This is a genomic window from Halalkalibacter krulwichiae (assembly GCF_002109385.1).
Lineage (GTDB): Bacteria > Bacillota > Bacilli > Bacillales > Bacillaceae_D > Halalkalibacter > Halalkalibacter krulwichiae.
Genome location: NZ_CP020814.1, coordinates 4308220 through 4328026 on the forward strand (window position 1 = coordinate 4308220; position 19807 = coordinate 4328026).

Annotated in this window: 20 protein-coding genes and 1 pseudogene; 2 read left to right on the forward strand and 19 right to left on the reverse strand. The window is 40.9% G+C overall.

Annotated features, from left to right (window positions below; all coding sequences use genetic code 11):
- Positions 1 to 357 precede the first annotated feature (357 nt).
- From BkAM31D_RS21865 to BkAM31D_RS21950, 18 genes and pseudogenes are all read right to left on the reverse strand, one after another.
- Complete coding sequence (locus tag BkAM31D_RS21865; protein ID WP_066154582.1) at positions 358 to 1557, reverse strand: Ger(x)C family spore germination protein; 1200 nt, start codon at positions 1555 to 1557, stop codon at positions 358 to 360.
- 275 nt (positions 1558 to 1832) lie between these two features.
- Positions 1833 to 2294, reverse strand: a complete 462-nt coding sequence (locus BkAM31D_RS21870; protein ID WP_066154585.1) for a hypothetical protein — start codon at positions 2292 to 2294, stop codon at positions 1833 to 1835.
- Positions 2295 to 2305: 11 nt separating this feature from the next.
- The gene (locus BkAM31D_RS21875; RefSeq protein WP_066154588.1) at positions 2306 to 3085 is read right to left on the reverse strand and encodes a hypothetical protein; all 780 of its coding nucleotides are present in this window, start codon (positions 3083 to 3085) and stop codon (positions 2306 to 2308) included.
- Between the two features lie 145 nt (positions 3086 to 3230).
- Positions 3231 to 4097 carry a polysaccharide deacetylase family protein gene (locus BkAM31D_RS21880; protein WP_066154591.1) on the reverse strand — a complete coding sequence of 289 codons (867 nt, stop codon included), beginning with the start codon at positions 4095 to 4097 and terminating at the stop codon, positions 3231 to 3233.
- A gap of 146 nt (positions 4098 to 4243) precedes the next feature.
- A complete protein-coding gene (locus BkAM31D_RS21885; protein WP_066154594.1) occupies positions 4244 to 4480 on the reverse strand; it encodes a hypothetical protein in 237 nt (78 codons plus the stop codon).
- A gap of 115 nt (positions 4481 to 4595) precedes the next feature.
- Positions 4596 to 4982 (reverse strand): OsmC family protein, encoded by a 387-nt coding sequence (locus BkAM31D_RS21890; protein WP_066154597.1) that lies wholly within the window; start codon positions 4980 to 4982, stop codon positions 4596 to 4598.
- On the reverse strand, positions 4970 to 5992 hold the full coding sequence (locus tag BkAM31D_RS21895; protein WP_066155315.1) for an ABC transporter ATP-binding protein: 1023 nt from the start codon (positions 5990 to 5992) through the stop codon (positions 4970 to 4972). Before BkAM31D_RS21895 ends, BkAM31D_RS21890 begins: the two co-directional genes overlap by 13 nt.
- Positions 5961 to 6953, reverse strand: coding sequence for an ABC transporter ATP-binding protein (locus BkAM31D_RS21900; RefSeq protein ID WP_235820429.1), 993 nt, complete (start codon positions 6951 to 6953; stop codon positions 5961 to 5963). Before BkAM31D_RS21900 ends, BkAM31D_RS21895 begins: the two co-directional genes overlap by 32 nt.
- Before the next feature lies 1 nt (position 6954).
- Positions 6955 to 7889, reverse strand: a pseudogene (locus BkAM31D_RS21905) (ABC transporter permease).
- Positions 7890 to 7898: 9 nt separating this feature from the next.
- Positions 7899 to 8852, reverse strand: a complete 954-nt coding sequence (locus tag BkAM31D_RS21910; protein ID WP_066154605.1) for an ABC transporter permease — start codon at positions 8850 to 8852, stop codon at positions 7899 to 7901.
- A gap of 64 nt (positions 8853 to 8916) precedes the next feature.
- On the reverse strand, positions 8917 to 10497 hold the full coding sequence (locus BkAM31D_RS21915; RefSeq protein ID WP_066154607.1) for an ABC transporter substrate-binding protein: 1581 nt from the start codon (positions 10495 to 10497) through the stop codon (positions 8917 to 8919).
- 202 nt (positions 10498 to 10699) lie between these two features.
- Entirely contained in the window at positions 10700 to 10975 is a 276-nt protein-coding gene (locus BkAM31D_RS21920) for a hypothetical protein (RefSeq protein ID WP_066154610.1), read from the reverse strand.
- Positions 10976 to 11037: 62 nt separating this feature from the next.
- On the reverse strand, positions 11038 to 11853 hold the full coding sequence (locus BkAM31D_RS21925) for a hypothetical protein (protein ID WP_157108300.1): 816 nt from the start codon (positions 11851 to 11853) through the stop codon (positions 11038 to 11040).
- 41 nt (positions 11854 to 11894) lie between these two features.
- Positions 11895 to 12605, reverse strand: a complete 711-nt coding sequence (locus tag BkAM31D_RS21930) for a DUF4179 domain-containing protein (RefSeq protein WP_085449852.1) — start codon at positions 12603 to 12605, stop codon at positions 11895 to 11897.
- Positions 12602 to 13105 carry an RNA polymerase sigma factor gene (locus BkAM31D_RS21935; protein ID WP_257391613.1) on the reverse strand — a complete coding sequence of 168 codons (504 nt, stop codon included), beginning with the start codon at positions 13103 to 13105 and terminating at the stop codon, positions 12602 to 12604. Before BkAM31D_RS21935 ends, BkAM31D_RS21930 begins: the two co-directional genes overlap by 4 nt.
- Before the next feature lie 118 nt (positions 13106 to 13223).
- Entirely contained in the window at positions 13224 to 14048 is an 825-nt protein-coding gene (locus tag BkAM31D_RS21940) for a hypothetical protein (RefSeq protein ID WP_066154616.1), read from the reverse strand.
- Between the two features lie 44 nt (positions 14049 to 14092).
- Positions 14093 to 14863, reverse strand: a complete 771-nt coding sequence (locus BkAM31D_RS21945) for a hypothetical protein (RefSeq protein WP_157108301.1) — start codon at positions 14861 to 14863, stop codon at positions 14093 to 14095.
- A gap of 84 nt (positions 14864 to 14947) precedes the next feature.
- Positions 14948 to 15853, reverse strand: coding sequence for a cupin domain-containing protein (locus tag BkAM31D_RS21950; protein ID WP_306807423.1), 906 nt, complete (start codon positions 15851 to 15853; stop codon positions 14948 to 14950).
- Positions 15854 to 16133: 280 nt separating this feature from the next.
- Between BkAM31D_RS21950 and BkAM31D_RS21955 the strand changes: the two genes are divergently transcribed.
- The gene (locus tag BkAM31D_RS21955; protein WP_257391680.1) at positions 16134 to 16892 is read left to right on the forward strand and encodes an MBL fold metallo-hydrolase; all 759 of its coding nucleotides are present in this window, start codon (positions 16134 to 16136) and stop codon (positions 16890 to 16892) included.
- Between the two features lie 261 nt (positions 16893 to 17153).
- Here the strand turns inward: BkAM31D_RS21955 and BkAM31D_RS21960 are convergent, their stop codons facing one another.
- Positions 17154 to 17561 carry a hypothetical protein gene (locus BkAM31D_RS21960; RefSeq protein WP_066154629.1) on the reverse strand — a complete coding sequence of 136 codons (408 nt, stop codon included), beginning with the start codon at positions 17559 to 17561 and terminating at the stop codon, positions 17154 to 17156.
- 214 nt (positions 17562 to 17775) lie between these two features.
- Between BkAM31D_RS21960 and BkAM31D_RS21965 the strand changes: the two genes are divergently transcribed.
- Entirely contained in the window at positions 17776 to 19710 is a 1935-nt protein-coding gene (locus tag BkAM31D_RS21965) for a sigma-54-dependent Fis family transcriptional regulator (protein ID WP_066154634.1), read from the forward strand.
- The last annotated feature ends 97 nt before the right edge of the window (positions 19711 to 19807 follow it).

Here is a 19807-nt window from a genome sequence, read left to right on the forward strand (position 1 = left end):
GAACCCCTCTCTCGGACACTCCTTCTCCTTCTTCCTCAATATTTGTCCCTTAGATCCTCTCTCTCGGACACTCCTTCCCCTTTTTCCTCAATATTTGTCCCTTAGATCCTCTCTCTCGGACACTCCTTCTCCTTTTTCCTCAATACTTGTCCCTTAGAACCCCTCTCTCGGACACTCCTTCCCCTTTTTCCTCAATACTTGTCCCTTAGATCCTCTCTCTTGGACATCCCTTCTCCTTTTCCCTCGAAATTTCTCCCTTAGAACCCCTCTCTCGAACATCCCTTCTCCTTTTCCCATTCACATCTTTCTTTCCAATATAAAATCCCCTCACTTTTTTATCGCAAGAGGAAATTCTACTTATTCTTTTCTCTTACTTGTTAAAAAACTCTTCGTTCTCATCCCGTCTCTTCTCAGGTTAGCTTCTACATTTGCTGTTACATTCAATTGCTTAAATTTCTCATTCCACTGATTCTCATATTTCTTATATTCTTTGTGATGCTGTTTATTAAAATGTTCACCGAATCCAAAAATATCAACCCCAAACTTTTCTTGAACAGTCGTTACGGTCGCAACGATTTTCTCTTCAATGTGTTTTGCCAGTATATCCTCATAATTAAAATACGTATTATAATCATCTAAAGGATTTGGACATTGATTATCATAAATGTCTCCTTCGACAATAAGGTCGACCGTCACTTCTGGCAAACCATTGTTGAATTTTGTGTCAATTGTCGTGTATGCATTGTACACTTGTATAGAAAAATACCCTTCTCCGCATGGAACTGTGACAGCTGTTTCTGTTACATCTTGAGTCCACATGTAACTTCTAGCTTCTTCTGGGGATAAGTAACCAATCATTCGATCTTTTTCGAATACTGCAATTCCGTCATATTCAATAATAGCCGGTAGATCTAGTTCACGGTTATCATCAATATTCTTGCCTTTTGTCGCATCGCCCCTGATCGTTAAAGCTCCCACGACAGGTTCTCGTCCAGTTTGTGTGAGATCATAGACAAACTGGTTTAAGTCTGATTGCGGGAAACCTCCCCAAGTATCTCGAATTGTCATAAGTTGTTCGAATATTTTTAACGATGGTACTTTTGGGATCGGATATGTCGTCGTAATGATCTGTGATGCTTTCACGCCTTTTGCGACAATAATTTGGAAATCAGTGCGGAAATAGCCGCTCTTCTCTAGAAATTGGATGAATTTCGCAATCCCTTCTCTTGCTATCTCTTCATCGACAATCAACGTTCTCGCATGCGAGAAATCTAATTCTCTAGTTATCCCAAGATTCATTTTCGTTAATAACTCCCCCATTGTTAAGCCTTTTAATTGATAAGTAATCGTCGGCGTAAGCCCCTCGGCCAAGTCTGGATCCATTTCGCTTGCATTCAGTACTTCAATCGTTAAACTGAAGGCCTCCTCATCATCACTCTGTTCCAACGCAAGACCTGTCACTAATGACAATTCATTAATCTCTCGTCGATCCCAGCAACCTGTCAGAACGAGCATAAACATAAGGAGAACAAGAATGAATGAGCCAAGCTTGTACATCGTTTTCCTCCTTGAATTGAAATCGCTGTTCATAGTATTTGTATTCTAATCTTGTTCTTATTCCTAATGTTTCCTTGAAAGGAAAAGGCGCGTGCCCACTTTAGCACACGCTTAATTTCTACGGTTTCATGAATCTTTCAAATTTTAGAAGCGCCCACGGAATTCTTATTTCTAAAGAGTACTCGTTTTAAGCCCTTGTTCGAGTTTCTTTTTGTGTCATTTAACGTACTCCTTAACCTTGCTACTCTTATTAGACTTAACGCATATTTATAGTGTTAACCTTCCACTTTCGCCACTCCAAGAGCAAGGTTTTCCCAGAGGATTTTCTCCACTTTTTCGACTTGATTTTTCGTACAATTGATTACTAAAACGACTTCAGATTTCTTACCCTTGATTTGTCTCTTCTTTTTACGGATAACCTTAATAATGAAATAATCAATTAGAAATCCTAGAATAAACCCACTAGCTGCTCCAATTAAAGCCCATAAAATTGGACCCCACTCTAAAATAAAACCGACACTTCCCCCAATAACAGAAAAAGCTGTGCCTATCGCTGCACCCTTATCAAATAAGCTAATCCCATCTGCTCGGTGTAATGTATCAAATAATCTTCTTTCCTCCACTCGATTGTTTAGAGGAACAGCGAGGATCTGAGCCTTTCCAATTCCTATCTGTTCGAGAGCTGTAATAGCTAGCTCTAAATAACATGAATGCTCATACGTTGAAAAGATTTGCAAAAACGATCACCTCATTGTTTACTAGGAATTTTCACACGGTACTGTTGGTAGTTTTCACTCAAAAATTTTCTTTGTTCACTTTCAAAAAGCTTATTGTTTTCAACCGTGTTCACATAAGAATCATAAATTGCAAAACCATAAAGCGAAGGGATAAATAGCAACCACTGCGGGTTTAATACTTGCGTAGCTTGAGGGATGTCTCCTAAAAATAGTAAATGAATAGCTATAAGCACGTTTGAAAAATAAACAAAGACAATCATCCATATTAAAGAAAAGGTCCCCGTCGCCACCCTATGTATATAAAGCTGCCCCATGCCTGGCATGAAGAGTGACCATAACACCGCCATAGAAGGTCTCCTTTTATCTAAATAATTGATTTCAAAAGCGCCTATTGAGTATGAATTAAAATCAGCATTTTCTCGTTCTGCTAATAGGAATACCTTGTTTAAATCTACAGCAGTACGATAACTATCCCAGATGGCAAATAAATAGACGGGTATGTATAGAAGAAACCATCTAGGTTCAACAACTTCTTTCGCCATCTCAAAATTGCCTGTAAAGGAATAAACCATTGCAAGATTTAGCTTAGTCATGACATTTATAAGAATCTCCCAAAGAAATAACGTATATCCTCTGAGGTATTTAGATAAAAGTAAGTGTCCAAATCCCGGAAATGCCGCAGACCACCAGGCAATAATAAAGGGATTTCGCAAATGTAATTGGGTCGTTCCAAATATACTTACATGAGCTTTAAATCGGCGTTCCTCATTGGTTGGCTTAAAGTTATTCATACGAATTCCTCACTTATTAGTGAAATGACTGTATTCTTGTAGCTTTTACAAATAGATATGAAAAATGCGGAGACTATTATCTTCCTTCGGGCGTCTATTTTAAGAATCCTCAAAAAACCGACAGCACAAAGCTGTCGGCTCTCTCTTATTTCGCAAATGGTACATTCAACAATTCTGGTACCGTAACAAACTCATATCCTTGCGCCTGCAGCGTTGGAATGATTTGGCGTAGCGATTCAATTGTATTTGTTCGGTCTCCATCCCAATCGGCTCCATCATGCATAAGAATGATGGCACCTGGTCCAACGTTATCAATAACAGTAGAGGCAATTACTTCAGGTGGATCTTCCTGCCAATCTAATGAATCGACAGACCAACCGATGACTAAATACTGCATGTCTGCAAGCTTTTCGACTAATTCATTATACAAAAATCCATAAGGGGGTCTAAACAAACTTGTTCGATAGCCGACAATATCATTCAACACGTCTTCTGTTCTTGTCACTTCGCGCTCAAGCGTCGGAATGTCCCCTTCTTTGACCAAGTTAGGATGGAAGTATGTATGATTTCCGATCACATGGCCTTCATTGTTTATACGCTCTACAATTTCAGGGTAAGCAATTGCACGAGATCCCATTAAGAAAAATGTCGCTGGTACATTGTACTCATTTAATACATTTAGAACATCTTCGGTATAACGTGAATCAGGTCCATCATCAAAGGTTAGAGCGATTCGATTTTGTGTCGTCGGACCTTGCTGGATGAACGTATCTGGGTATAGCTGCTGCAACAAGTTCATATCAACAGGCTGCTGACGCTCTCTCTCTGGATTTTCTGGACCGCCTCGTAAATCAGGAAAATCTTCTTTTGGATCCTCTTTCTTATCTTTTTTCCACCAAAACTGCTGCTCTGCTTCACCTGAATCTGGTCCATTGGCATGAACGGCATCTGCAAGCTGCACACTAAACAATAAAGTCACAACCATCATCAACTTAAACAAACTTGCTTTCATTGAGTCATCTCCTATCTAGTAGTGATTCTTTGTTATTTTTGATAATAATGGTTTTATTATTCAAAAAATAAGAAAAAGCAACACCAAAAGGCATTGCTTCCAAGAGTGAGTGCTTCATACGTCCATTCGTTTTATTCAAAACCCTCTTACTCTATCTTCTTCCCCTTCCACCACTTCACCAAAAATACAACTATAACCACACACAACGTAATCGCAATCGAAGACCTTACGAGCATTAAGAAATAGTCTGGATAAGTCCTTGCAACACCTGAGTACGCTCCTGTTGCATCTTGTACCGTTTGGACTCGGTCAATGAACAGCAGCAGCATCGAAAAGGAAAGAATAAATGAATAAATAGCTGTTTTTACTAGTGTTCGTTCCATTAATTTCCTCCTCTATTAGTAACGGTACGTCAAATAGGAAATATAAAAAGCAAGCTATACGATAAAGAAAGGTTGTCTTAAAGGCGTTATCCACCTTTAGACAACCTTGAATCAATTATTCGACACTAATTGTTATCTCAGCTTCGTGGGCAAAGGTGTTGCTAATTGTGCATGCACGTTCGACAATGGTGAAAAGCTTCTTTTGATAGGCTTCTTCTAACCCTTGAGGCAGAGTGACACGCACATCAAAATGTGTAAAGCGATTCGTAACGCCGTCTTCTTTTTTCGCCGTAGCATCTATTGTAAAGTCATTTAAATCTAGCTCGATCCCATCTCTTTCAAGGACTTTTTCTAGTGAAATTGAAATGCACAAAGCTAGTGCACCTTCAATCATTTCCTTAGGAGAGAGGCCGTTCTGGTCTGGTGCTTTGCTTCCAATGATCTGAACTCCTGCTCCATTGGCAATTTCATTTTCGCCATTTTTCCACTTTAATTGAACCAATCTAATTCCTCCTCTTCTACTAGGTGACAGGCCACTCGGTGGTCTTTTCTTATCTCTCTAAATGCCGGTACTTCTTTCTGGCAGCGTTCTATTGCAAATGGACATCTTGTGTGGAAGACACAGCCGGATGGGGGTTGTAAAGGAGAGGGAATCTCACCTTTTAACACAATTCTCTCTTTTTTCGTTCCATCAGGAACAGCTGAGAACAACGCCTTTGTATAAGGATGAAGCGGTTCTTCAAACAAGTCATCTGTTGGCGCCTCTTCGACAATTCTTCCTAAATACATGAGGCCGATCCGATTGGAGATGTACCTTACTACACTAATATCGTGCGTAATAAACAACATCGTTAGTTTCATGTCTTTTTGCAACGTTTTTAAAATGTTTAATACTTGTGACTGGATCGAAACATCAAGTGCTGAGACGGGCTCATCGCAAATGACGACCTTTGGGTTCATAATAATGGCTCTAGCAATTCCAAGTCTTTGGCGTTGTCCTCCAGAAAATTCATGGGGATAGCGAAAGTAATGTTCTGCTTGCAGTCCAACTAACTCAAGAATTTCAAGAGCTCGTTCCTGTCTTTGTTGTTTGTTAGCCCAACCATGTATTTTCAACGGTTCTTCTAAAATTTGTCCAACTTTCTTTCTTGGGTTTAACGAAGAGTACGGATCTTGAAAAACCATTTGTAAATCTTTGCGTAGCTTTCGCATCTCTTTTTTCGACCATTTGGTCAGATCTTTCCCTTCGTAAAGGACCTCACCACTTGTAGCTTCCGTTAAACCGAGAATCGTTCTCCCTGTCGTACTCTTGCCGGAACCTGATTCGCCGACAAGCCCATACGTTTCACCTTCATATAAACGAAGGGACACATCCTGAACAGCTTGTACATTTTGCTTAATTCCGCCTAGCTTACCGAAAGGACCATAAAGAGGGAAATGCTTCGTTAGGTTCTTCACTTCAAGTAAGGGTTTTGTCACCTCAGTCACGGTGCCATCCCCCCTTCTCTTCATCATATAGCCAACACTTCACACTTTGTCCACCATCGACTGGAATTGTCGGTGGTTCTTCTTCTTTGCACAAGTTTGTTGCATAAGGACAACGAGTTGAAAAACTGCACCCTTTTGGAATGTTCGTTAAAGAGGGAACCGTTCCTTTAATAACATGAAGTGGCGCGTGACGATCTCCATCCATTTTCGGTGTTGATTTTAATAGCATTTGTGTATAAGGATGGAGCGGTTGCTTAAATAATTGATCTGTTGGAGACTCCTCAACGACTTGACCTAAATACATCACTTTTACATTTGTACAAAGACTAGCGACAACTCCAAGATCATGAGTGATAAACAAAACGCTCATGCCAAACTCTTGATTTAAGTCTTTAATCAGTTCAAGAATTTGCGCCTGAATTGTTACATCTAACGCCGTTGTCGGCTCATCTGCAATAAGTAATTTAGGGCGGCAAGCTAGCGCAATCGCAATCATGACTCGTTGCTGCATTCCACCGGAAAGTTGATGCGGATATTCATCAACGCGCTGCGCAGCAGCAGGGATCCCCGTTAACTTCAAAAGCTCAATTGCTTTTATTCTTGCTTCTTTCTTTGATAGCTTCTGATGAACACGCAACACTTCAATAATTTGATCACCAATTGTGTAGACAGGGTTCAATGAGGTTAAAGGATCTTGGAAAATCATTGAAATATCATTTCCTCGAATGTTCCTCATCTCTTTTAACGGTAAACGAAGGAGGTCACGACCTTCAAGAAACACTTCTCCTTCTAATTCAATCGGATCTGTATGTTCAAGTAAACGGATGAGTGATTGGGCCATCACACTTTTTCCGCAGCCAGATTCTCCAACAATCCCGATGATCTCACCTTCATCGACTGAGAAGCTGACATCCCTAACGGCCGTTATTTTGCCACGATCTGTATAAAAATGTGTCTTTAAATGATCGACTTTAAGTAATGACATCTTACTGACCTCCATGCTGCTTTTTCAAACGCCGTCTTCTTCGTGTTGGTATATTCTTTGTCCGTGGGTCTAAAAAGTCACGAAGCCCATCTCCTAGTAAATTCAATGAGAGAACTGCCATAACGATGAAGCTTCCTGGTACGACAATCATCCACCAAGCCTTATAAATCACCAATTTTCCGGCTTGCAAAATGTTTCCCCAGCTCGGTTCTGGCGCTGGCACACCCGCCCTAGGAAACTAAGAGCAGCTTCAGAAATAATCGCTTCCGCAAAAACGAAAGTCGCTTGAACTAATAAAGGTGACAAAACATTAGGGAGAATATGAAACATGATAATTCGGGTATTTCCTGCGCCTTGTGCGTGCATCGCCTCAATATAGGGCTGCTCCTTTATGACAAGTGCCGAAGATCTCACGACTCTAGCAATATGCGGGGTAAACACAACGACCAATGCGATAATGACATTCGTAGCAGAAGGCTTAAGCGCCGCCATTAAAGCAATCGCTAAAAGAATTCCTGGAATGGCAATAAGCCCATCACAAACGCGCATCAAGATATGATCAAGCGTTTTATAATAACTAGCATATAGGCCAATCAATAAACCAAGAACAGAAGAGATCGCCGCAACAGCAAGTCCAACCATCAATGACACTCGAGCTCCATAGAGCATTCGTGTAAAGAGGTCCCTTCCAAATTCATCCGTTCCAAACCAATGTTCACTGCTTGGACCAACAAGTCGATCGGTTACTTTCATTTCATATGGATCGACATTGGAAAGCAGTGGACCAAAGATCGCCATAAAAGCTAGCAGACTAAAAACGATTCCGCCAAAGAGTAGCGCTTTATTCGATTTGAATTTACGCCAAGTTACCTCTCTCTGTTCTTTTTTATACCTTTCAGCCAATTGTTGGATCTTCTTACTGGATTCAGCACTCATGTCGACACCTCACTGCTTTTGATCCAAGCGAACACGAGGGTCCACCAGACCATATAGTAAATCAATAATTAAGTTAATAAAGACATAGAGAACGGTTACCATTAAGACGACACCTTGAATCACGATATAGTCTCTTCGGCTGATTGAATTAATGATCAACTGTCCAAGTCCTGGAATGTTGAAGATCGTTTCCACGACTACTGCCCCTGTCACAAGCGTCCCAAATGTCTGCCCAATGACCGTCAAAATGGGCAAAAAGGCATTACGAAAGGCATGCTTTACTAATACATTCGCCTCTCTCAATCCCTTCGACCTTGCCGTCTTAATATAATTCAAATTAAGAATATCCAACATTGAAGAGCGAGTCATACGTGTAATCAGCGCCGCCTGTATCGCACCAAGAGATATGGCAGGCAAAATTAAATGTTTCATATGTTCAACAAAGCCACTAGAGATCGGCACATAACCAGCAACCGGTAACCATTGAAGCCAAACGCCAACAACAAGCATTAAAATTAACCCTAATAGAAAACTAGGAATCGCCATCCCTAACAATGAAACACTCATTAATGTTGTATCGACAAATGTACCACGGCGATACGCCGCAATAATTCCAAACGGGATTGCTAACACGAGTGAAATCACTTGAGCCAATATAGCCAATGATAATGTTGGTCTAATATGTTCAGCGATTGCTTCGGTCACCGGCTTTCTCATAAAGAGAGAATCGCCTAAATCTCCTCGGACAAGCCCTGCCACCCAATCAGCATACTGTTCGTGAATCGGTCGATTAAAACCAAGCTCTTCATTTAATTGTTCAATTTGTTCTGGAGTAGCTTCCATACCAAGAATTGTCGCTGCTGGATCACCCGGTGTAATATGGATAATCAAAAAGATCGTAACCGACACGACAAACAGGACCGGTAAGGTGGAAAGCAGTCTTTTCAAAATATACGCAATCATCGTATCCCCTCATTTGGTAAAAATAACAGAAAGGAGGGTCGACTTTCCCCTCCTTTCTCGCTGATTATTTCGGAATCTTCGCGTTCCAGACAACCGGTGCCTCGAATAACTCAAAGTCTTCTAGGTCTTTGTTAATCGCTACGACTCCATTATAATGTCCAAGCACTGTAGATGAAGCAATCTCATATAAGTAACCTTGAACTTCTTCCCACTCAGCTCGTGCTTCTTCCGGAGATTGGGCACTTCTCACTGCCGCTAGGCCTTCTTTAACAAAATCATCATCTAACCCAGCCCAGTCAGGTGTAACAGCCAAGTTTTGAGGTGGTGTCAATTGATAACCTGTACTCGCTAGGAAAATATCCCACGTGCTCGTATCACCTTTTGTTTCTAAGAATGTAGGGAAGTCAAAATTATCGACTTTTACATTCATCCCAATTTGACGAAGCTGCTCTTGAATGACTAATGTTCCTGTATACATTTCATTGTAGTCCTGCGTTGTTAACAATGTAATTTCTTCTCCATTATAGCCGGCTTCTTCTAAAAGTTGCTTTGCTTTCTCAGGATCAGCTTGATTGTAATATTCTTCTCCCGCATCCGTTGCCCACTGTGTTTGACTTGGGTTTAAATAACCGGGTGACAAAGAATACAATTCAGGCTTTGCAAAACTCGCTAACATAATTTCTTCGTTGTTAAGAGCAGCTAAAATCGCTTGACGAATTGCTTGGTCAGCCAATAACCCTTCTGATGTATTGAAGAAGGCAGTTAACGTTCCACCTGGGAACGTTTGAAGTTCCACATTTGCATCCGTTGCTAGTTGATCATAGCTTTCAATTGGAATGCTATCTGCCACATCATACTGACCTGTTTGAATTCCCGCGATGCGCGTAGAATGATCAGAGACAAAGTGGAAGTATAAGTTCTCAGTTGGTGCTGTAATTTCTCCTGTAAAGCCGCTCGGCGTTCCCTCAAGAGATACATAATCTTCATTTCTTACTAGGTGAATATATTGATCTTGTCTCCACTCGTTAAACTTGTATGGGCCAGTACCAATGTATTCATCAAAGCCCTCTGCCGTTGCTGATTCAACAATTTCCTTTGGCATAATTGATGGAAATTGAGCTTGTGCAGCCATTAAAATTAATACGTCAGATGTTGCCTGTGCAACTTCAAGCTGAACCGTATACGAATCCACCTCGGAGAATTCTGCTCCTTCTAGTAAAGACTTCGCTCGCGAAGATGTCTCTAACCAACGATTCATTGACGCAACTACATCTTCAGCGACCATTTCTTCTCCATTATGAAACGTCACACCTTCACGAAGCTTAATCGTGTAAGTTAAGCCATCTTCACTTACATCATAAGACTCCGCAAGAACAGGTGTCGGCTCATAATTGGCATCTAACTGAAAAAGTTGTTGATAGATATTCCCTGCAATATCAAGCGCTACCGCTGATACCGTTTGAGCCGTATCTAGCGTAGGTGGTTGCGCCGTAATAGCGATATTCAACTCATCTCTATATTCTACTTCTTGTGCATCAGATTGATTGTCTTCTCCTTCAGCACTTTCATTGTCACCGCCGCACGCCACAAGCCCTAACGATAAAGCGATCGACCCAAACAATAATCCCCATTTTTTACGTTTCATTCCCTTACCCCCACATAACATACTAACCATACTACTATACTCGGTTTTTTATATGTTGATTTTAGTTCAATACTCATAGGTAGTCAATGATAAATAACTCATATCTCTAACCTTCTAAGTCTAGTAATCCTAATTCAATTTAATCAAAATGTTCAAAAAAATCATGAGACTATCATACCATACTTTTTTTCAATTGAAAGCCTTACGGCTCCCTAAACCCAAATACCGCCACAAAAATCACAAAGAGTGACACACACAAAACGGAAAAATTTATCAGAATGAGACCGATTCGAACATTCCCCTTTATTCCTAAAAAGCCAAACACAACACCTAACAGCGCAAATAAAACCGGTAAATACAGGCTTATATTGATTACAAACAGAAAGATCGCATCACTCCAGTCTGCGAGCGCCGCCATGAACGGCAATGCTGCTAAAACGAAAAACAAGGCTGACAAATAAGAGTACACCTTTCTCACACAAGCACCACCTTTGATTAAATGGAGAAAATAGGAGAGACCTCAATTCTCCCACTCTCCTGCTATTTCAAATCTATTTCAATGCTTTGATCAAAGAACTTCCTTTTTGTGTACCCATTAATTTCAAAGCCAGTAGGCTGGACCATTTCGACTTTATCCTCTGCTTCGATCGTTACAAAGCTTTCTGTCGTGTAGATACGCGGTTGCTTTAATTCATGCATGCGGAAGAAATATTCCGCCACATCGTACACTTCTCCTGAGGCATCAACGAGAGTGCCCGTTCCGTTGCTGTAGCTTCCATACCATGATTGATCATTGCCGTTAACATAGGTAATGTTAAGTGACTCAAATTCTCGATTTGAACCAAGGTCCTCTTTCAATGTAAACGTAGTAGGATTTCCTAGATCAATATTTTCAAAAGACAAGGTTGTTCCGAGATATTCAAATGTTTCTTCTTGTTCAAAATCATATGGAAATGAGGCCTCGTCAAATACTTCTAAAACGGCTCCATCGATCTCAACTTTTAACACATCCGGCTCGTCAAGAAAAATCGATTCAAACAGTAGCTCTTGAGAACGGAATCCTCCAGCTGACGAAATTCCTCCTCCCATTGAGAATGGATCAACCTCATACGTTTTTCCGTCTCCTTCAATACCCGAGATGAGGTATTGTAATACCGATTCATGTTGGTCACGGTTTGTGTATTCATACGTTAACTTTGTAATAGTAGGTGCGATGGTTAATTCGGTAAAGCGAAGAAGATTCCCAGCTACTTCTGTTTCAACGTCGAGTTCTTTTACGATTGCTGGATGCTTCTTCACCGGGATCTCAAATGACCATTCACCGGCATACAATTCTCTTTCTTCGATCGGTGTCACCTCATCCTCCTCCAAAAACGCCGAGACAACTTCAAGCTCATTCAACTGCAGCGAAATGAACCCTTCCTCTCCTTTGATGGGGCTAACCCCATTCGGCCTTTTACGACATGGTCTTGGTCTGAGTAAAGACGCATATGACTTCTTAAACTATGGTCAACATATTCATGAACCATGAGTACATCATTTTTATTAACGACTTCCGTTCCCTCGTGGAAATCAATCATCAAATGCTTTTCATGAGCTAAATCCTCGATCTCATAATAAATATACGTTTGTAAGTCATCGGCAACGACGTCCGTAATCGTCACTTTGACATTTTGATCAACGACAGCAATATTGACTCGTTCCCCTAATCCATGTTCAATCGTTTGGTCGACCCTCTCTTGCTGATCATCGGCAATGGCTATCCACCAATCGAGTAAATCATTGAAGCCATTCGTTGCAAAAGCGGTGCCTACAAACAAAAAGCTGAAAACAATTGCTGCGACCCATGCTCCTGGTCGATAGAGGAGAGAGCGTTTTCTCTCAGGCTTTGCCTGCTGAACTTTCTCACGCACAGCATTCATGAATAAAGGCGGCGGTGATGGCAGCTTCTCTTCTTTTATCACTGAAATCATCTCGTTCATCGCTCTATACTCCGCGTCACAATCCGCGTTGTTCTTTAAATGCATTTCCATTTCCTTCATTTCTTCTGCTTCTAAATTCCGATCAATGTAATCGATTAAGCGTTCTTCACAATAGGTGCAGCTCATACGACTTCTCCTTTCTGTAGTTGTTTCCGCAAACGTTTCAGCCCTCGATAAACTCGTGATTTCACTGTCCCAAGCGGTATTTCTAGTAAATCTGCAATATCTTCTTGGGAAAAGTCGTTTATGTATTTTAAAATAATGACTTCCTTATAAGGTTCTTCTAATTGTTCTAAGCGATCGAGAAGCTCCATCTTTGTATGATCTTGATGGCTCGCTCCAATCGGCTCTACATCTTGATCAAACTCTTTTTTCCTTTTACGATACAATCGCTTGCATTCATTAATGAAAATCGAGGTCACCCACGTTTCAAAGTATTGAGGCTCCCTCAGCTGATTTATATGATCATAGACTTTGAGAATCGTAGTTTGAAACACATCCTCGATATCATGGTGTCTTCTGAGATAGGCCCAGCCAATTTTATAAAAGTCACTGTGCTTCTCATCAAACCAGTTCACAAGCGCCTCCATCTCTTTCTTTTTCACACACCTAATTACTTCTTCCACCCGCACATACTCCCCTCCTCTCAAACATTAGAGTCATGAAGGTCAAATAACGTTCCCTCTTTTTTAAAAAGAATTTTCCCTGCAAAGGAAAAAAGCGAACCGTTTGCCTTAACAGGGTTCACTTATCACTATTAGTTCCAGCTCGGTGTTTATGCCTATTTTGCCCTTCTCTAAAAGCCTCAACGATCTCCCAGTCCACCTGTACACTTCCTTCTAAATGCCTGCCTGTTACGACGATGTGATAAATGCCAGGGTCTTCAACATTGATCAACTGAGAATCTTCGCTAGTCTCCGTCATGCCAACTAGATCGCCAGCTTCGTCTCGGACATGATACCCATGGCTTGCCCCGTTTTCCACGGTGAATTTAACTTGAAACTGAACCGTTTTGCCATCCTCTACCGCAATCGGGATGTGATGTCTTCCATTAAAATAGTGAAACGTCGCATGAAACGATGAATCCGTTTGGACTGCCTCCCACTGTTTTTTCTCGGTAAAATCAAATTGGATTAGTGCAAGGAACAAGATAGGGAGAACGAAAGCGCACAAATATGTAAAAGCTTTCGAACGCTCGGCAAGCGTTAGTCCACCATAAAAAATAAGCGCGCATAAAGCTCCGACTGTACCGGCAATAATCGTCACATAATTCAATCCAAAGATGAGAAAACAACCGTACCCAGCAAGAATATATAGCAAGACTTTCAAATCTCTTTTAAATACGTTCGAACAGAGAAAGTCGATAACAATGGAGCAGATGACCCCATATCCAAAAAACAGTAACCATAACGACCAATGCGATATAGTCTCAACAAACTCATACAACTCTCTTCCAGTTATTAAGAAACTGATGATAAACAAAATGGTTATGGAAAAACCTGCCCCAGCAACCTTATGTAAGAAAAGTGATCCAACCTTTTGGAGTCTCGACTTTTCATTCACTACCATAACAAACCTCCTCTTACATGCAGCTTGATTTAGTACGATGAAGGCTACTCTCCATTCTCTTCAAACCACGTCCCATATAGCTCTTTCTCAAGTTGGGCAACTACTTCAATCTGACCACCATAAAGGATTTTTTCATAAATAGGGTGATCCTCATATTCTAGCTGCGTCGAAAACACCTCATACATATTTCTGTCCTCAAAAGAATCAACAAGGTAATAGACTCGTTCTGCTCTACGATCCCACTTCACCCCGTAGATGTCAGGATGAATCTGTGATACGCCTTTTAATTGTTTCGCTTTTTCCAGATCAAAATGATACATATTCACAACAGCTCCTCCCTCATGATGACCGCCGACAAAGGCAATCATATTTTCGTTAGGAGCCCATGCGATTCCAAAAGGTTTCTCATAGCCAGCGTAATCGTACTCATAACCAATGTCATCAGATAAATTCGTCACTTCACCAGAATGTCTATCGACGACATATATTTTCACTCCCGCTTCGCTGATTACATCAAAGGCTATAAATTGTTCATCGTGGGATAAGGCCACACTTTGAATCGCACTTTCTTTAAACGGAAACTCAATGACAAACTCTTGATCGCTTGTCTTGATCGTTACTTGATCGTCAATTTTAACTAGCTCATACTCTCCAAGCTCTATCCGGTCAAAGGTCCCCTCCACTTCAATCACATGGGGATTCGTATAATAGCTCGGTTCACTCGTCGTCGAACATCCAGCTAGCCCGAGCAAGACAAAAACTGTCCAAAACAAAAACTTCTTTTTCACGATACATCCAACTTTCTTTACGTTCATGCTTTTATCTTAACATCGATTACCTTTTTATTGGCAAAGAATCGAAAAAGGGGACGTCTCACTTTTTGAGACGTCCCTACTTCATTAAGAATGATGATGCTCCTCCGCTTCCAACGCCTCAGCTTTCGTCGCATGAACCGTTCCAAATGGATGCTGTGGCGGGGCATAAATAGAGTATAATTTCAGTGGCTTATCACCTGTGTTCGTTAAGTTGTGCCATTTTCCAGCTGGTACTATTATTGCAAAGTCATCAAACACTTCTGCTTGAAAATCTAACTGGTCCTGTCGATCTCCCATCTGTACAATACCTTGCCCTTCTTCAATTCGCAAAAACTGATCAAGATGCGGATGATTTTCAAGACCAATGTCCTCACCGACACCAATGCTCATTAACGTCACTTGCAAGTGTTCTCCTGTCCAGAGAGCAGTTCGGAATGTGTCATTTTCCTTCGTCGCTTCTTCGATATCAATAACAAATGGATTTGGTCCAAAATCGGTTTGACGATTGCGATTATCTTCCGTTAGATGATAGATTCGCCATGCATTTTCATGTTGACTCTGCATCGCTTGTAAAAAGGCATTTTGAACGTGTGGGTGCTCTGTAAGTACATGACTTCTTTGATCTTGTTCATAACCTGCTATTTCCAATTCATATGCCTTATACAATCCTTCTTCATAGTCCTCAAACCTCACCTCATCAATTTGATAATTCGGCTCGCTTCCTGTTAATTGGCTATACAGATTGCGGAATTCGTTCACCTGTGTCTTTTTTTCTTCTAATGATTGAAGAAGGTCGGCGTTATGCTCTTCATTAGGGGCCGCATCTGCTAAACGTTGATACAAGTTAAGCGCTGTAGCCTCTCTTTTTACTCCTGTTAAAATCGCTTCCACTACTTGCGGATTCTGTCCATGGTCCCTTGTCATATTGGGTGAATGATAGATCGGTGTGTGAACATTTGCGTAAAAAGGATACGAATGATAATAATTCAAACAGCTCATTCCCTTCAAATATTAGTCAAATTCATCATATGCCCAGCGTGTTGGAAGGTACTTGAAAAGTTTCTGTCCAACCAAAAATGGGCACGAACCTACTCCTCTTTTCTCAATCGTATATTTATGTTGAAATAGAGAAAGAGTTAATAGCAAAGGTAAAAAAAGAGAGAAGGTATTTTATGTTAAAACAACTAGCTCAAAGAGTGTTTTATATGCCACATTACTCCGAAACGGACCGACCAACATTGGGGTTGTTTGCGGAGATCACTTCAGTGTAATCGTTGATTCAGGAAACTCACCTGCTCATGCAAATGATTTTCTTCGCCTCATTGAAAAAATCGATTCAGCACCTGTTAAGTTTGCTGTCATCACTCATTGGCATTGGGACCATGTCTTTGGGATGAAAACGATCGATCACATAACGATTAGCACAGATGAAACGAAGAAGAAAATAGAGTACATGACAACGCTAAAATGGGATGATACTTCCTTGGATGAACGAGTTGCGACCGGGGAAGAGATTGAATTTTGCAGAGATATGATCAAACGAGAAATGCCGACACGTGATCACTTACAATTAAAAATTCCAGATATAACTTTTACTCATAAAATGGAAATCGATCTAGGCGGTATCACTTGTGTCATTGAACATGTTGGAGGCGTTCATGCAGACGATTCTTGTATTATTTATGTCCCAGAAGCAAAAGTCATGTTTCTAGGAGATTGCATTTATCAAGATTTTTATAGCGGTGACTGGAGCTATGACCAGCAGCAATTAACGATTTTACTAGAGAAAATTAAAAAATACGAAGTAGAACACTATGTCACAGGACACCAAGATCCAAAAACACACGACGAAATGTGGAGCTTCTTCGATGATCTAACAAGTATCGGAGAAATGGTCGGAGAAGAAACCGATCTACATCAAGCAGTTACGAAATTTCACGAAGTGCGAAAAGCACCCCCAACTGAAGAACAACTTGAATACATCGAGAACTTTATTAGTGGGAATCGAAAGACTATGAGAAATAGCTAATCATGGCCTCAGCTTGGTTTGTCCTTCATTCGGTTGATGAAGGACATTTTCTTGTAAATATAGCTTACGTTTGTCCTTGAGGTCCTTTCTCTTGGACACTTCACCCTCTTTTCCGCTCTTCCTTTGTCCTTTAGCACCCTTCTCTCGGACACTTCATCCCCTTTTACGCTCTCCTTTGTCCTTTAGCACCCTTCTCATACACTCTCCTCTAAAAAAATCGCCTCAAACGGTTCACTCTAACCATCTGAGACGATTTATTCCTTAGGATTCTTTCAAACTGTCCATTACTACATAACCGAAAACCATCCCTGCTACGAGCATACTCCTATCGCCTATTTGTAATAGTTGCACCGTAAAAGGAAAATATGGGCCAACCGCGCTAAAATACAATACAGGGGCGATGGTTACATAAAGACTAGGAAGACCGACTGCTACTAGCTTTGCCCAATTGAGCTGCCACTTTTTTGACTGCCTTATTTCCCTAATCAAGCGAGGCAACCGAAGTAGCATCCCGAGCAAGATCGGAAACAGAATGCTATAAACAACTAACGTCGAAACATGATAGGTGATTGCTGCTTGTTCTTCTAAATGCTTGTGAAACAGAAAACCATAGTAGATTATCGCTCCTATTAAAACAGTCGATATGAAATAATGGAAAAATCGCTTCATGCTATCCCTCCTACAATGTGACTCTCCAGTTATCGTATCATGAAGGAGAAAACGACTCCACGCATCGCAAACAATCTAAGAACATAATAGAAAATGAACCTTTTTCCCTATCTTCTATAGAGACAGATCCTACTTTCATGTATAATAAATAGTAAAAATCACCGTCCACACTGTAAGTCGTATCATAAACTATTATGTTTAGGTGGTGACATTCATGCTTAAAGCCATTCACTCGTTTGAGAAATTTTCAGCGACGGATCTTCATCTCATTAAAAAATGGGAGCGCTTTCACACTGATGGCATTATTGTTGGGCAACGTCCTACTGTTGCCGCATCTTGGAAACGAAGCAAAATGTACGACATTGATTATTCACTTAAACAAGTCCCTCTCCTCTATCAGACAGATAATGAACTCCATGAAATGAAAGAACAGAATCAAACGTTGCTGCACTTTGCCGCCCCGTTTATCCAACAGTTATATAGTGAAGTGTCTCATGAGGACATCAACATTGTCTTATCAAATGAGCAAGGCATCCTCATTGACCAGCTCGTCCCAGTCCATATACAAAAAGAAGTTGAGAAGATTTCCTTTGTTCCAGGTGCTGACCTGAGTGAACTAGCGGTCGGGACGAACGCGATTGGGACGGCGCTTGTTGAAAAGAAGCCTGTCCAAATTTTTTCTGGTGAACATTTTGTCGAAGGTGGACTTCCGTGGGTTTGCTCAGCTGCGCCGATTCTTGATCCTTTAACAAATGAAGTGCTAGGCATTCTCAACATGACAGGCAATAAAAAAGTGGTACAAGCTCATGATCTGAATTTAGTGATTAATTACGCTTTAAAAATTCAAAAAGCGATCGTCACTCCCCACCATACGTTGATTAATCAGACGATTTTTGACCATGTCGCGCAGCCAATTGTCATTTTTGATATTAAAGGACGGATTACCCAATGCAATGTACCGGCCAAACAACTGTTAAAAATACATAATGGGATCAGCGTCAGTGAGTTACTCGGTCGAACGAGTTTCACAGAGATTCAAAGACTTCTAGGCAGAAATGAATTACAAGAATTGATGACGGTTAAAGATGGAACCGAATGGAAGTTAAAAGTCGATGCCTATCAAATTGGCGAACATCTTCTAGGAGGTGTATTGCTATTTGAAAAAGGAAAGGAAGTCGTTCAAGAAAGCAGCCACTCTCACCAAACGCGCTATCATCTTGACCAGATCATCGCCGCTGATCCAGCAATGCTAAAATTAAAAGAGAAGGTCAAGAAAGCTAGCTATAGTGAAAGCAATGTACTCATTTCTGGTGAGTCAGGAACTGGAAAAGAGCTGATTGCTCAATCGCTTCATTCGTCTGGCCCAAGAGCGCACCAGCCATTCGTCTCAATCAACTGCGGCGCGATTCCAAAAGAGTTACTAAGCAGTGAGTTGTTTGGATATGACGGCGGTGCGTTCACCGGAGCGAAGGCGAAGGGTAAGAAAGGGAAGTTTATATTAGCGAACAACGGGACGATCTTTTTAGATGAAGTTGCTGAATTGCCTTTTGAATTGCAAGTGTATCTACTGCGCGTGCTTGAGGAAAGAGAAATTGTCCCGATTGGAGGAGAGAAATCGATTCCGATTCAAGTGAGAGTGATCGTCGCTTCTCACAAAAACTTGAAAGAGGAGGTGAAAAAAGGTACTTTTCGCCAAGATTTATATTACCGACTTCAAGTCATCTCCCTTCACGTTCCACCATTAAGGGATCGCAAAAAAGACATCCCACTCCTAGTAGATGATTGCTTAAAGAAACTAGGAAAAAAAGAAGGAGCAGCATGTCTAGAAGCAGGTGTGATGGAGACTCTACTTAATTATAACTGGGAAGGCAATATTCGAGAGTTAAAGAACAGCATTGAGTATGCCCTCTTCCAGGCAGAAACAGACTACATTTCCTTAACTGATTTTCCAGAAGAGATCTCCTGCATTGCCAATCGTTCAAGCAAACAACAAGAGTCTAGCAATCTAGTCACGTTCAGGAGTAAAATTGATCAACCGATGCTTATCGAAGCCTTAAATCAGACAGGCGGAAACATTACTCATGCAGCCAAAATGTTGAATACCTCACGAGTAACGATCTATCGAAAAATAAAAGAATTCAATTTGTAACAGTTGTTACACATGTAACTGTAACAACTGTAACATTGCTACGTCTTAATCAAAGCGCCGGTGAGAAAACAGCTTAACTAGTCCCTTTTTCATGGAT